Here is a 14429-nt window from a genome sequence, read left to right on the forward strand (position 1 = left end):
CGTCATGAAACATGGACTCGAACGATCTCGTCCCCAGTATCAGCATCGCGAATCTCGGCAATCAGCGTGCCGCAGTCGTGCAGCGCGTGCGCGCCGCGCTGGATCTGCTGGGCGAAGCCCAACAGCTCGCGAAGTCCGCCAATCTAGGGTTCCCGCGGCTTGTGCTCGACGAAAGCTATGGCTGTCGCGGCAGACCAACCATTACCGGAGAGTACGCAAAACGCAACGAGGCCGAAGCCGCCATGGTGCGGATCATCGACATTCGCGGTTGGGACTACCTGCTATCGCAGTCGGGCTTGCGAACATTCATGGACTCGAAAGCCCGCGAGCAATGGAGTAGCCAGATTGCCGAAGGCGACGTCCCTGAGCTCACCGCGGCCAACATCGAGGCCACGTTCACGCAGCTTTACGGTGCGCGCGGCGACATGTTTGAACGCGGCGTACTCGAATGCTTCAGGCAGCTATCGTGGAACTACAAGACCAACGAGCCTTTCCGGTTCGGCAGAAGGATCATCCTGAAGTACCTGTTCAGCGGTGGCTTTCTCAACTATCGGGCAACCGACAAGCTAGACGATCTGATTCGCGTCTTCTTCGTGCTGGATGGCAAGCCCGAGCCCGATCATCGACACGGCGCGCATGTGCTCGTCGCGGGCGACCGCCAGAACCGACGTACGGAAGCCGAAAATGACTACTTCCACCTACGCTGGTTTAAAAACGGCAACGCTCACCTGACGTTCAAGCGGCCGGACTTGGTCGAACAGATGAACCGCATCCTCGCCAAACACTACCCGAACGCGCTCGCCGCCGAAGCCCGGTAGTCCACGACTTCCTGCGCAGTCCTCGGACGCGCATCGCGTCTCAGCCATTTCCCCTTCTCTTTCAACCTGCAAGCATCCGGGACGACCGGAGGCAAGTGTTCGACCACACATTCTGGAGAAACTTATCTTGGACTCTTCTTCGGTTCATCGCGCCGGCCCGCGCTTCAAGCTCGGCCGGATTCTCGCCACGCCCGGCGCGCTTGAGGTTATCGCCGACGCGCGCATTTCGATCGTCGATCTGCTGATCCGGCACATGAGCGGTGACTGGGGCGATCTGCCCGACTCCGATCGAGAACAAAACGATGCCGCAATCACGACCGGCCGGAGGATTCTGTCGAGCTACACGCTCCCCGGCGGCCGTACGGTCTGGCTTATCACGGAAGCCGATCGCTGCACGACGACCTTTTTGCTGCCGGGCGACTACTGACAGGGCACATCAACGAGGCAGCGAGGACATTGGTCGCTCGAGGAGTCGGTCGATAAAGTCGTGTGGGTCTGCCTCTAGGGCACCCAGGAAAGCAAGGAGTTCAATTACGTCCAAGCGACGACTGCCGCTTTCGACCTTCGATACGAAACCTTGCGGGCGGCCGATACGGTCGGCCACGTCCTGCTGAAGCAGTCCGCGTGCTTTGCGCAGCTCCGTCAGGAGCGTTGCGATGCGCTGATAACGAGGATCGTGAAGGGGATGGGCCATCCAAAAATACTAAATCCGCATCTAGGATATTCCACATCCGTATACGTTATATTTCAGGAGAAACCATGTTCATGAGTCTGTGGTTCGCAGCGTCTGCCGCGACGGCCCTGGGCATCGCTTCAGATATGCAATGCCTCGGGGTCAATTGCGTCGGAACGTCACTCAAGGGTTGGCTGTTGGCCTGTGCCTGCGCGGGGCCGATTGCGGCAGGCGTCTACATCTATCGGCGGCGCGCCGTTTGGCGGTCACTCATCACTGCGGTGTGGCAAGCCGTCGGCGACGAGTCGCACCCGATGCATGAGAGGCGACAGCGTCTGTTGGCGTTACGTCAAACGGGCGTCATCAGCCGGCGAGTCTTTCTCGCTTGTTGGGAACAGCTCAAGGACGAAGAACGGTTTCCGGGGGTGCGCAACCGATAGCTGCCTAGCGCGATCGCGCATGAGCCGCGCATGTCGTTTGGGCAATCAAAGCATCGCTCCCGCTTCAGCGGAGCGTCGTTCAAAGGAAATGAAAAGGTGAAAATGAGCCATACCAAGGGGTTTGCCAAGCTGGCATCGGTCGTCGCAGTCGGAGCGGCGCTCACGGCATGCGGGGGCGGTGGAGGATCTGGTACCAGTACGACGACAGTCACCACAAATACCCAGCTCACGGGCAAGGCGATCGACGGCTACCTGGCAGGCGCTACTGTCTGCTTCGATAACGGTCACGGTGCGTGCGATCCCAGCCTGCCCTCCACCACGACCGACGCCAGCGGCAATTACACCCTCAACGTTTCCAGCAACGTAACCGGCAAGCAGGTCGACGTGCTCGTCACCTCGGACACGACCGACGGCGGCAACAAGTTCACCAGCACGTTCGCGATGTCGGCGATCGTGTCCGGCAACTCGCAAAACGTCACGCCGCTCACGACGATGGTGGTCGCGCAGCTCAAGGCCGGGAAGTCGCAAGCGGACGCGATCACAGCTGTGCAGAACCTCATCGGCAGCAGCGTTGATCCGAATGCGGACTACGTCGGCAACGGCGACACAGGCACGGCAGCTACTGCCGCTAGCATGGTCAGTCACATGACGGCGCTCGCCGGCCAGGGGCCGATCTCGTGGTCGCAAGTGCAGGCAACCATGAACGCGTACGCTGCAAAAGGGTCGGTGATCGGCGTGCAGCAATCCGATGTCGATGCACAGCTCACTAATCCAGCCTATAGCACGCTGGTCGATGCGACGACGGCACTCGCTAGTCCGCTTTATACCGTTGATGGAGACCTTTCGCAGTTCATCGTCGGAAGCAGCATTTCGGCGGCGCTCTCGCCTGTTCGCGAAAACGTCACGCTCTCGGGTTCGACGCTTTCGGTTACGCAAGAGGTTCAGAGCAACGGAGCCTGGTCGGCGGCCTCGCCGGTCGGCAGCTACGACGCGGGTTTCAGTGGTTCGTGGTTGTCCAATGACGCTGGGGTCGGTGCTTACCTAATGAAAGCGGACGGTACATGGACGAACTGGCTGACGGCTGCGCAGTTGCATCCGTCGTACAGCCTATCCACAGTCGGCTCCAAGCTCGTCGGCACCGACCCGAACACGGGGGACGTTGTCACGGTCACCTATCGGACAATCGATGTCAGCGGCCAACCGCTCTCGAGCGCGCTGCAGATCGACTACCGCAATCCCGTCCGCGGAGCCATGACGGGCACCTTCCCGTCCGGGACGACCGCCTACCTTGCTACAACCGCCTACTCGAACGATCGCCTGATGCTCGTCAACCAAGGGCTCGGTATGCCTTGGATCAACGGCGCAGACGTGAACTCGTCGACGGTCGTCAACGGCTCTGTTCTGTACAGCCTCGGCGACCCGGCGACGACCTACACGACGGTGCAACAGGCCGTTGGGACGCAGACGGACATCGCCGGCGGGTGCCTGCTGCTAAGCATTCAGGAAGGCGGTGTCGCTCAAGTGGTCAAAAGCGGCAAGTCGGGATGTAACTACAGCAATGTACCGCTCTCGTTCCCGGTTACGGGCAGTTGGTCCGTCTATTCGCGCAATGCGAACGTCATCACGATCGGCCTGCCGAAATCCGTTGGCGCACCAACCGTGCCGATCGATGACGGCATCAAGAACGTGATCAACGCTGGTGGTTCGCTCGTCGTCGGTCTAATGAACGGCAAGCTCATGGGCGGCTTCATGCTGCCGGCCAATCAGCCGATGACCGCCGCTCAGTTCCCGTCAGCGACGACCGACACTATCGCAACGTCCATGCGCGCCGCGGCCGCGAGCCTGAGCATCCAACAAAACCCATAAGGACGCGCGTCCTTTTTCGCTCCCGACGGCCTTCCCTCGGGAGCGATTCCATCACTACCAGACATCATGAAACAATCCAGCCGACTTGCCACGACAACCCTCGCGATCGTCACCGCCGCGGCGCTTTCAGCCTGCTCGAACGGCCCTTCCGACAGCGACGCCAAGGCTGCCATCCAAGCGTCCCTGGGAGGCTGCGAATACCTTTCGATCGACCACTTCGAGAAAGTCAACGGTACGCCGCAGGGCGATGGTCATTATCTCGTAGACGTGAAATACACGGTGTCGATGAAGCCAACGCCCGACATCAAGGCTTATGCCAGCGAAAAGTACGCAGAGGAGGTCGACAACCTGAAAAAGCAACTCGCACATGCGCATGATGTCGAGAACGCCTGGAAAGCTGATCAACAGGCTTGGATGCAGGCGAACCCCGGGCAGGACGCCGCCGCGTATGAAGTCGCCCACCAGGACGGCTGGGCCGACTATCAGAAGGTCATGCCGCTCCTTCTCGGGGGCGACCAGCTCGTGAATAACGCACCGCGAACAGCCAAGGCGGCTATGGAGCGCGCCATGCGACAAAGCTGCCCCAACGTCAACTCGTCGCTGCTCGACAACTTCTTTAACGGGAACGAGCCTGTCGAGCAGTATGCGGACGGGATTGAAGAAACCTTCAACGGCAAAATCGCCATGACGAAGACGGACAACGGTTGGCAAGAGGACCGGTAAAGCGCCGTGCAGCACGGCCCTCCGACACCGACGTCGCAATAACTTGCGGATATAGCGAGGCGAGCCGCAAGGCGCGCCTCGTCGCCTCAGTACACGATTTTTTTTGCCCGATCGGACTGGCAAGGGTCGGTTCTATAGTGCAACAGCGGTTCCGGCATGCCCCTCGGATTCGTCGGAACCGATTTTGCCGGCCGGACCACCGGTCGGCACTTTTTTCGGCGCCTATCAAATCCGAGCTGCACCTAAGAAACCGTCACATCATCGGCTCCATTCATCCGCGCTCGGCGTTCCGCTTCCTGCATGGCTGAATCGGTTTCCTTGGGCGTCAATCGTCGCTCTTTCAAACGTGCCCACCGGGCCACGTTCCGTTGATCTTGCGCCTCCAATTCGGCCAGCCGCTCCTTCCACGCCGCTCGTCCCCACAGTAAGGGCTTTTGTTGCTGGTGCGGTGCCAGGGCATCATTCCGAAACGCGGATACGAGCGTAGCTGCAGCGCTTATCTGCTCAAGCACAATTGCATCGTATTCCTTCTGCACAGCGGCCAACCACGCTCGCCGCCGCGCATCCGATTTTGCCTCGCTCGGTCGCTTCGCCGCAGCAAGCTCGCTTGCAGAGAGCTTTGTCGCACCGTTTGCTGCCTCATCGGCAAGCACCGCCGCCTGCCGCAACACTGTCGCAGCTTCCGATTTCGTTGTAAGCGGCTGCAAGCCCTGTACTCCCTTATTCGGCTCACGGCCCGGAAGCAGTGCGACCCCAGCCCCCGGCGACCGCACATTAGCGATCGATTCAGTCACGCGCATGGGCAGATCGGACTCGCGCGCGTCATGCGTTATCTCGAACGCCCTCTCGGTGCCAACATTCGAACCGCTCTCGGCTATCGGCCCATCTCTGTCTGGCTTATTAAGAGCAGATTGCGAGAAATCTTCCTGCACTGGCTGAGCCTTCTTGGACGACTGGCGCCGGACGAACAAATCGGTCAGGTTTTCCTCGTCGAAACGCAGCTCGTACCAGTCCTTGACGGATTCCGGCTGACCATATCCGTACCACTTCACCGAAAATCCTTTTTCCACTGCGCGCTCCAGTTGCGCGATCAGCTCGCGACGCGCACCCCGCTGGCTTGCCGGCTCTTGATCGGCCCGAATCCGCACGTGAAACGGCCGGCCGTGCTTGTCTTGATCATCCGCTCTCCCACGCCGAGTGGCGTCGATCCGATACCCTTCGTCCGTGACGCTCACGCTACCCTCGCCGTAATAGACTCGCGGCGTAGATCGAACAGGGAAAAATAGATCATGGAATGCTTGGTCATAGCGCATCGATGCGCCGCGTAGGTCGATTTCGGTGCTAAACACCGCTTTAATCCAATCACGCCGCTGCTTTTCCGACCACTTTTTGTTGTCTCGCAATTGATACGACTGCCGTATCGTACCGAGGTGAGCTTCGGCAAGCGACTGCACCAAAGACACACTGAAACGGGCGCGTTGGTGCATATCGCCAGCATCAACGCGACGCCGCTTCACTTCATCCGGGGACGGCTCCGCCGTCCGCTCGATGCGGCGCGGGCGGCTTGCCTGTTCGGGGGGGGCTATATACTCAATCAGTCGCGTTGGCAAAGTGAAGAGCTGTTTCTCGATCTTCCTTACCGGCCCCTCGGCGACCGGTAGCTTGCCACCTTTCGCAGGGTTCCCGTCACAACCGTGCCGATGTGGTTCTTTCTCTCGGAAGTGCGGGCTGCGAGCCAACTCCTCTTCTGCCGGCTTGTAGATCAGGATCGCGAATACCTGAATCCCACAAAACGGACACCAAAATTTGTCGTGTTTCGTCTCGTCACGAAGGAACAAATCTCGGTAATACCAGGCTGAATGAAACGCGCCGAACGGAACAAGAGAAGCGACTTCTGACATGCGATTACCTGTAACGAAGGTTGTAGGTCAGGCAGGTCCGATTGTCCCAGAAAACCGATGATGCCGTGGACGCCGATCTCGGTCTGCACCCTATTCGGGGAATGCTCCTTCGCGATAACATTGGATACCAACACCAACCTTACGGGGCCCGTGCTCATCCGCACGGCGAGGAACCAACGAATCTGCCGGGGAAGTTAGCATGTATTTGAAGCGCATTCGCGCACGCAACTTTCGTGTGTTTGGCGACGGCACTACCGCACCCGAATTGAACTGGGAACTGAATCCCGGCCTGAACATATTGGTTGGGGAAAACGACGCAGGGAAATCGGGGATCGTGGACGCCATCCGTCAAGTTTTGCTCACGACGAGCTACGAGAGCGTTCGACTCTTTGAGCACGATTTCCATATCCATGGCTCTCTCAGGGCCCAAAGCTTGTTCATTGAGGCTACACTGAGTGACCTGTCAAAGGAGCAGCAGGGCGCCGTCCTCGAGTGGCTCACTCTCGAGAACGATGGCACGTGCTCACTCATCGTCCACCTCCATGCCAAGTTCTTTCCCGCACAAGCCACCAAGCGCGCCCGCGTCGACATCATCGTACGGGCGGGAAAAGATGGCACCGGCCCCGAAATTGGCTATGCCGTCCGAGAACTTATCCGCGCAACCTACTTGCGCCCACTTCGGGATGCAGAGGCCGAGTTGCGGCCGGGCCGCCAGTCCCGCCTCTCGCAAATCCTAGCCGCGCATAACGACATCGCCGGACAAGAGGTCAACGATTTCTCGAAGAGCGCTCCCGGAACGGTGCCCGAGAATTTGGTCGGGCTGATGGCATTCGCCCAGCACCACCTCGGCGAGCACAAGGTCATAAAGGGCGTGCAGGAAGATATCAACCAAAATTACCTCGGCGAATTCTCCTTCACGGGTGACCGACTGGAATCGAGGATTCGAATCGCGCCCGACCTCTCTCTGACGCCCATCCTTGAGAAGTTTGAACTGTCGCTTTTGCCAAGCGGATCGGTTCATCCGGACGAACGCTGCGTTCGAGGCCTCGGCTATAACAATGCGCTCTTCATGGCAACCGAGTTGGTCCTACTTCGTGACGGCGATGAGCTCGCGCTGCTGCTCGTCGAAGAGCCAGAAGCGCATTTGCATCCGCAGCTTCAAGACCGGGTCATGGACCTGCTCAAGCAGCATTCCAAGGAACCGATGGACGGGAAGCGACGCGTTCAGGTAGTGATGACCACACATAGCCCATCGTTGGTGTCGAGCGCCGACATCGAGACAATGACCCTGGTACACAAAGGGCAGACGTATCCCTTGTCCTCTGGACACACGATGCTGCAGAAGACTGATTACTCCTTCTTGCAGCGCTTCATTGATGCCACCAAAGCAAACCTGTTCTTCGCTCGCGGCGTTTTGATGGTCGAGGGGCCAGCTGAAGCGATTCTGCTTCCGACACTCGCGGACGCCTGCGGTCGGTCGTTCTCGAAACATGGCGTCTCCCTCGTCAATGTAGGGCATACCGGCCTTTATCACTACGCGCGCGTCCTACAACGTCAGAACCCAAACCCTGAGTACCCGGTCCCCGTTGTCTGCCTCACTGACCGCGACATCGTTCCGGACGTTGCCAGCACCTACGTGGAAAAGCCAAAGAAGGGAAAGCGATTCGAGGCCGATTACGATGCGCAAGACATAGCCGACCTCGTTCAGCGCAAGAAGAACCGAGCTCAGGGAGGCAAGACCATCGTGTGCGTTTCGGACCGCTGGACGCTGGAATACGATCTCGCGCTCAGCGGCTGCGCCGAGGTGATGTACATTGCCATCTCCCTCGCAGAAATGGCAGAGACCAAGGGAGAGAAACTCAGCGATGGGGATGAGAAACTTGCCAAGGCTGCGGCCGAGGCATCATGGAGTACCCTTCAGTCAGCAAAGCACACTGCTGAGAAACTCGCGTCCATCATCTATCAGCCGCTATTCGAGAAAAAGGCATCGAAGGCCATCGCCGCCCAGTATGCCGCCCAGTTGCTCGCGTCGGGAAAATACGGCGAGGGTGACACACTCTTTAAAAAGCTGCCTCAGTATCTGCAAGACGCGCTCGCTCATCTGACCACGGCGCCAGCCGCGCCCGGCGCTGCGACCGGTTTGTCGGCCCCGAGCGTTCCAGTCGCATCGACGGCCCCCGTGGTCCCTACAGGAACCGGTGCAGACGCAGGAGCTACTGCATGACATCAGTGCTCCTGGAATCAAACGACCTGGGGCATCTGGCACAGTTCGTCCCGGACCTATGTTTCGACGATGCTGAGCGACAAGCCGCGCTGCTTGAAAACGGCTCTAAGGACTTCAATGCGGTCCCGGGCAGCGGAAAGACCTCCCTGCTCGCGGCCAAGCTGCTGCTGCTCGCCAAAAAGTGGCCTCATGCTCACAAAGGCATCTGCATTCTGAGCCATACCAACGTTGCGCGCGAGGAAATAACGCGGCGGCTCGCCAAGTCGGTGGAGGGCTCAAGGCTTTTGACCTACCCGCACTTCATTGGGACCATCCACGGGTTCGTCAACCAGTTTTTGGCAATGGCTGCGCTGCGGCGCCAAGATATCAGAATCGACGTGATTAACGACAGTATCTTCGCCAAGCGCGCGTGGTCCTTGGCAATGAGCAATAGATACAGCGTGCTACGCGCTTGGTTAAGGAACCAGCCAAACGCAGAGGAACTGATAACTACGCTGTTCTTCAAGAACGCGACGCTGGACGTCATGTCCGAAGGCGGGACACTGCCCAGCGCTAGCACCCGCACTTACGGTCAGATGGTCGCATTGAAGAAAGAGCTTGCGAATGATGGTGTTTTTCGACATCGAGACATGTTCGCCTATGCGGAGCACGCCCTCGCGGGGCACCCGCATCTGTTGGACGTCGTTCACCGGCGTTTCCCGATGGTTTTCATCGATGAGATGCAAGACACATCGTGGGAGCAAGAAGACATCCTGAATCGCCTCTTCGATGGCCGGTCAGTGATGCAGCGCTTCGGTGACATCGATCAGAAAATCATCTCCGGGGACCCCGACGCCTCGAAGACCACGTTCCCTCGAACAGACCATGGCACTATCAGTACCAGCAAACGCTTTGGCAAGCGCATCGCCGCGGCGGTAGCTAGCATTCGCGTGAGCCAGCTCCCCGTGATCGGAGAGGCCGATGACGTGTTCAACCCTGTTCTGCTGCTCTACAAGACGACGAACATCAACCGAGTCGTTCTCCGGTTTGGCGAACTCGTTGTCGAGCGCTTCGACCCGACAGCGCTGACGAACTGCGTCGTCCGAGCGATGTGCGCCCGTCGAAGCGGCGAAGGGAAGGTCGATCCCGGCCGCCATATGGGCGATTACTGGCCGGCCTTCGAACGAACGCAGCAGAGGTCGTCCAAGGACGACCTGCACGTGCTCCTCCAAGGCCGGCCAGCCTCACATCACCAGCCCACGTTGGCTGAGCGCGCGAGCGATGTTCGTCGAGGAATATTGCTGGTCCTGCGAGCAGCGAAAGCACCGGTTGCCGACGGACTGCGCGACGGCCGTGCTTTGCTCCGCACGGTGAGAGAACAGCGGGGTAACGCGGTGCACCTGCAGGAACTCATTCGCGAACTGGCGCTAACCCCTCCCTCCTTCCGCTCACCCGAGGAGAACGCAGCGCTTGCGTCAAAGATGTATGAGCATCTGACTACCTTTCTTCCGGCGGAAATGACGCCTGAGACCTTCGCTGAGCTCGACGTCTTCAGTACACCTACAGTGGAACAAGAGCAAGCAGACGGCGAGCCGCCCACGGTTTGCACCGTATCGCACTCTGGCCACAAGCTGGCGTACGGCCTAGGCACCGTCGCCAGCATGAAGGGGGAAACACACACAGCGTCCCTAGTACTGGAGTCGTATGGAGGCACAAGCCGACGCTTCGACCTGCAGATGGCGCTGCCGTTCATTGCAGGAATCGGCAAGAAATTCGACAAGCTCACGGCCACCCAGCAAGTGCAGATGCGGAACTTGTACGTCGCGATGTCCAGGCCAACTCAATTGCTGTGCCTAGCGGCCAACGAGTCTAGGGTGGATGCCCCAACGCTCGCAGCGTTGGCGGACAAGGGCTGGGACATCACCCACGTGCCTTAAAGACAGTGGGCGACCTGGGTATTCCGGCCCAACGTGACTGGCGATTCCGGACGAACCTGACCGAGCATTCCACATCGGACATCTTCCTCATTGGTCACGACGGGAAGTTGAAAATAGTCATGCCGCAGTATCAATGTCGTTGCCTCCTCCAACGTCCCGTCCGGGCCGATGGCGACCGACTGCAATCAAGGATCAAGCAGTCGGCTCACTCGGCAGGTCGGCCCCACGCCAGCGCCGCCTACAAACCGCGCAATGATCAGCTTCTTCTGACCTACCGCAAGGTCCTTGTGGGGCCGCAAGGCCTGTACCGGAGCGGTGTCTGCGCAACGTGGTGGTGCAGATGGGGCGCGAGGCTACCCTTTGCTAAGCGCTGCCCACCTGCAGCGACAGATCGACCCTGAACCAGCGCGCCAACTCTTCCGGCAAACAGGGAGGCGGCGTCTCCAGAGTAAGGTCACGATCGGTGACGGTCTCAAGCACGCCACCCTGCTCCTTCTCGTTCAGTTCTTCCTCGTCCAGGGCATCCACGGCGAAGTCCGGCTTGCCGAGCAGCACCTCGAAACGCTGGGCGCGTGCCAGTAGCACGCTGTACTGGAAGCGCTCATAGCTCAGTTGCTGGAACGGTATGCCGACCTGCACGAGCCCGGTGCCAGGTTGATCGGTCCGGCTTGCTTCCGCTAGACTGCCCACGCGATCGACACGGCCGATGCGTTGCTCCAGCCGTGCCGGATTCCACGGCAGGTCGTGATGGATGATCTCGGCGCATTCGCGATGCAAGTCGATGCCCTCGGAGCCGATCGACGTGCAAATCAAAATGTCGGGTGCCAAAGGCGAATTGAAGGCCGCACATAGCACGATGCGACTGTCGTGTTTTACCGAGCCGTCGAGCGAGCGCACCGCGTAGTCGTCGTCCGCGTTCGCATCGTTGCTGACTTCGTCGTCGTGCCTCGCGCCGGCGCGGCTTCGCTGCAGGTTGACCCCGCGCCACAAGCTGCGGCGGCGGGTGTTGGTGTGGTCGTCGGTATTCATGGAGCCGTTCGCTTCGCGCAGGTTCAACAGGAAGCGCACCATGCGCCGCCACATCGATTCACCCGTGCCGCGCGGCGCACGCATGCCGCTATGGACAGCGCGAACGATCTCCGCCATGCGCGGATCATCCGATGAATTTGCCAGCAATGGCCCCATATACGTGCGGAACAGGTCCGGACGCAGCAGCACCTTGCGCAAGCCCTTCTGAATATCCAGCACCGTGTCGAAAAAGCCCGGCGCGACCAGGCGCGCGTTGGCCTCGGTGTCGGCGTCGTCCACGAGCAGGCTCGCTTCCGACTCGATCAGCCCCCACAGATTCGTTGCGAACGAAGCGGTGTCATCGCCGTCCCAGAGATTCAGCGGACGCTCGAAAAAAGTCCCGGCGTGACGGTTGACCAGTTCCTCGACGGTTTCCGCCGATTCCGCACTCGCCCCCTCCGCCGCGAGAAAGGATGTGCGGAGCCAGCGTTGGTCTTGACCATCCTGCATTGCCATTTCACGCAGCCGTTTGAATAATCGCATGGCCGGCTTCCGCACACGTAGGGTGTAGCCAAATTCAACCAGCAGCCACAGATCGAGCAAACGGAACACGCGTCGCTCGGTCACGCTCACACGGCAGCGCGCCAGGCAGTCGAGTGCGAATGCGACCGCCTTGGGCCGCCATTCGGTTAGCCGACTCTCCATCTCGTTCACCTCGAGCTGCGAGGCTTGCGCGAAGATGCGTGCCAGCGGCAAGTCCACGAACGCGGCCTCCTCGAGCAGGTTCTTGCGCTTCGCGCGCAAGTCGAGTTCCGTGGTTTCGGTGGGATTGATCCGCGACTGCAGCATCGCACCGATCTCATTGAGCGTTTCCACGCGTTCACAGAAGATCAGCGTCTTGCGGCCGTTCTGATAGTTGCTCAAAGCCCGGTCGACGGTCGCGCTGACTTTCGGATGTTCGCTCATGCCGAGCGCACGCCGGAACATCGCCATGTACTTCGCCGTTTCAGCGCCAACGACACGCTTTTGCTGGGCCGCTACGGCCGCGCTGCTTTCGAACGCCCTCACGCTCGACGTCAGCCCGCTCATCAGGCGCGCATTGGCCACATCGCGCTTGCCGTCCGCCGCGCGCGTCTGCTGATCAAGCCGCATCGCCAGAAAATGGATGAAAGCATCGCTATCGCGCGACATGCCTTCCACGTCGTAGAGCATCGTGCGTTGTACCGCCGGACCGGTGCCGAAATCTTGCCCGGCGTGAAACGAGCGATGTCCGCGCGGCTTCAGATGGCGAATCACAATCTGGCGCTGCAAGGCCGCGAGTCGATCCACGGCCTTGCGATAGGCCACGGCGGCCTCACTGAACGCGCGCAAAGCCGGACGCGTGCCCGGATCGGCGATCAGTTCGACAAGCATCGGTTCGATAGCCGCGGGGTTCGTGCCCTCGCACAATGCATTCAGGCGGGCCACACTTTCGTCGTCACCGGCGAGCGCGTCCCACGCCTTCTGAAAGGTCTTGTTTGCGCCCAGGCAGTTGGCAACCTCGCCATTCGGGCGATAAATGGCATCCAGTACGCCATACGTTGCACCGTTCCTGTCCGTCGCGAAGTCGAACACAGTGCGCATTTCGCGCTCTTCAAGTTGGAACGGTGTGGCTGACAGCAGCAGCTTGTTGGGGATCGAGGGCGAGAACGTCTTGCTGAACGCCTTCGCGCCGTGCTTGCCGCCCTTCCAGTTGTGGACTTCGTCCACCACGGCCAATTCGATCCCGGACTCCCGCAGCTTCTGCCGAACCACCGCGTTCATCAGATCCTTGAAGAAGCTCCTGATCGAATTGTCGTCCGCCCCGTCACGCAACGACCACCAGCGCTCCTTGAGGTCCGGATCGTCGTCGCGCGCCCTGATGACGCAATCTCGGGTGCGATACAGATCACTTGACGCCAGCTCCTTGAGCGACTCTGTGGTGACTTTGGGTAGCAAGATGTTGGCCTTGCGCAACGAACTCAGCAGCGCCTCACGAGTATGCTCATGCAGACCCGTCACCAGCACGCCAAGCACGAAAGTGCTGAAGCGCCGCGTTTCGGTTTGATCCGTTCGCGGCCGGTCGAGCGACGACATGCCCAGAATCAGCACGTTGGGCAAATACCTTTCCTGCTTGGCCGCGAATGCCTTGAATGCGTCCTTGAACCAGTTGCAGGCACCTTGGCTGTCGTCCGTGCACAGCGCGACGAGATGCGCGCGCATGGCCTGATCCTGCGTAGCCTTCAGTTCGTCGAGGTAGCTGAACCAGCCGGTCTGCGAATACTCAGAGGCGAATTCCAGTGCCTTCTTCGAGCTTTCATCGAAGCCCTCCAAGCGCACGAATGCGCTACGCCGGGATAGGTACCTGTTCTGGCGCGCCCATTCGTAAATCGATTGCAAGATGCAGCACGTCGTTTCCGGCCAGATGCGGCTGATGGTGGTGTTCTTGTAAGCGTGAAGACACGCGATCAGTTCCCAGTAGCTATGCACGACGAGCGGACGCAAGGTACGCTTGCGCGCCCGATCCTGCCCGTTCACATAGAACGCCGAAAAGCTCCGCAACTCCTGCTCCCACTTCGCGCGCAGCACGGCGCTCGACGGCGTGATCAGCAACGCGCGCGCATTGGCGCGGCTCGCGCCCAGCAAGCGCGCGGCAATCACGCTCATTGCGACGTATGTCTTGCCCATGCCCACCTCGTCGGCGAGCAACTGCGTGTCAAAGCCTTGCTCGAAGCGGATGAGAAACTCGCGCGCTGTATCGCGCTGGCGCTCCCAATCCTTCTGGAAGCTCGTGCGTTCAGCTTCCGCGCGAATAATCGTATCGTATCGTTGTGAACTCAAG

Annotated in this window: 10 protein-coding genes; 7 read left to right on the forward strand and 3 right to left on the reverse strand. The window is 59.9% G+C overall.

Translation table 11 applies throughout. The features are described 5' to 3' along the window. Window positions 1-11: 11 nt before the first annotated feature. Both HWY45_RS14010 and HWY45_RS14015 read left to right on the forward strand, forming a co-directional pair. On the forward strand, window positions 12-818 hold the full coding sequence (locus HWY45_RS14010; RefSeq protein WP_059881984.1) for a DUF4942 domain-containing protein: 807 nt from the start codon (window positions 12-14) through the stop codon (window positions 816-818). Window positions 819-945: 127 nt separating this feature from the next. Next, window positions 946-1245, forward strand: coding sequence for a hypothetical protein (locus tag HWY45_RS14015; protein ID WP_059881986.1), 300 nt, complete (start codon window positions 946-948; stop codon window positions 1243-1245). A gap of 9 nt (window positions 1246-1254) precedes the next feature. On the opposite strand, the gene HWY45_RS14020 is transcribed toward HWY45_RS14015, so the two are convergent. Continuing rightward, complete coding sequence (locus HWY45_RS14020; protein ID WP_081069767.1) at window positions 1255-1512, reverse strand: helix-turn-helix domain-containing protein; 258 nt, start codon at window positions 1510-1512, stop codon at window positions 1255-1257. 65 nt (window positions 1513-1577) lie between these two features. Between HWY45_RS14020 and HWY45_RS14025 the strand changes: the two genes are divergently transcribed. The 3 genes from HWY45_RS14025 (at window position 1578) to HWY45_RS14035 (ending at window position 4520) form a co-directional block, all read left to right on the forward strand. Next, window positions 1578-1931 carry a hypothetical protein gene (locus HWY45_RS14025; RefSeq protein WP_059881988.1) on the forward strand — a complete coding sequence of 118 codons (354 nt, stop codon included), beginning with the start codon at window positions 1578-1580 and terminating at the stop codon, window positions 1929-1931. 102 nt (window positions 1932-2033) lie between these two features. Further along, window positions 2034-3797: a hypothetical protein gene (locus tag HWY45_RS14030; protein WP_059881990.1), complete on the forward strand. Its 1764-nt coding sequence runs from the start codon at window positions 2034-2036 to the stop codon at window positions 3795-3797. Window positions 3798-3863: 66 nt separating this feature from the next. Next, a complete protein-coding gene (locus HWY45_RS14035; protein WP_059881991.1) occupies window positions 3864-4520 on the forward strand; it encodes a hypothetical protein in 657 nt (218 codons plus the stop codon). A 242-nt stretch (window positions 4521-4762) separates the two neighbouring features. Here HWY45_RS14035 and HWY45_RS14040 read toward each other — a convergent pair whose 3' ends face one another. Further along, window positions 4763-6421 (reverse strand): hypothetical protein, encoded by a 1659-nt coding sequence (locus tag HWY45_RS14040; protein ID WP_150998975.1) that lies wholly within the window; start codon window positions 6419-6421, stop codon window positions 4763-4765. A 199-nt stretch (window positions 6422-6620) separates the two neighbouring features. Between HWY45_RS14040 and HWY45_RS14045 the strand changes: the two genes are divergently transcribed. Then, complete coding sequence (locus tag HWY45_RS14045; protein ID WP_059881995.1) at window positions 6621-8645, forward strand: ATP-dependent nuclease; 2025 nt, start codon at window positions 6621-6623, stop codon at window positions 8643-8645. Further along, the gene (locus HWY45_RS14050) at window positions 8642-10561 is read left to right on the forward strand and encodes a UvrD-helicase domain-containing protein (RefSeq protein WP_059881997.1); all 1920 of its coding nucleotides are present in this window, start codon (window positions 8642-8644) and stop codon (window positions 10559-10561) included. Before HWY45_RS14045 ends, HWY45_RS14050 begins: the two co-directional genes overlap by 4 nt. A gap of 363 nt (window positions 10562-10924) precedes the next feature. On the opposite strand, the gene HWY45_RS36605 is transcribed toward HWY45_RS14050, so the two are convergent. Continuing rightward, window positions 10925-14428, reverse strand: a complete 3504-nt coding sequence (locus tag HWY45_RS36605; RefSeq protein WP_196483067.1) for a DEAD/DEAH box helicase — start codon at window positions 14426-14428, stop codon at window positions 10925-10927. Between the last annotated feature and the right edge of the window lies 1 nt (window position 14429).

This window comes from Burkholderia stagnalis (assembly GCF_902830275.1).
GTDB lineage: Bacteria > Pseudomonadota > Gammaproteobacteria > Burkholderiales > Burkholderiaceae > Burkholderia > Burkholderia stagnalis.

Excerpts from the sequence above, each read along its gene's own strand:
- HWY45_RS14025 (WP_059881988.1), top strand. The coding sequence starts at position 1,578 with ATGTTCATGAGTCTGTGGTTCGCAGCGTCTGCCGCGACGGCCCTGGGC.
- HWY45_RS14035 (WP_059881991.1), top strand. The coding sequence starts at position 3,864 with ATGAAACAATCCAGCCGACTTGCCACGACAACCCTCGCGATCGTCACC.
- HWY45_RS14045 (WP_059881995.1), top strand. The coding sequence starts at position 6,621 with ATGTATTTGAAGCGCATTCGCGCACGCAACTTTCGTGTGTTTGGCGAC.
- HWY45_RS14020 (WP_081069767.1), bottom strand. The coding sequence starts at position 1,512 with ATGGCCCATCCCCTTCACGATCCTCGTTATCAGCGCATCGCAACGCTC.
- HWY45_RS14050 (WP_059881997.1), top strand. The coding sequence starts at position 8,642 with ATGACATCAGTGCTCCTGGAATCAAACGACCTGGGGCATCTGGCACAG.
- HWY45_RS14040 (WP_150998975.1), bottom strand. The coding sequence starts at position 6,421 with ATGTCAGAAGTCGCTTCTCTTGTTCCGTTCGGCGCGTTTCATTCAGCC.
- HWY45_RS14010 (WP_059881984.1), top strand. The coding sequence starts at position 12 with ATGGACTCGAACGATCTCGTCCCCAGTATCAGCATCGCGAATCTCGGC.
- HWY45_RS14030 (WP_059881990.1), top strand. The coding sequence starts at position 2,034 with ATGAGCCATACCAAGGGGTTTGCCAAGCTGGCATCGGTCGTCGCAGTC.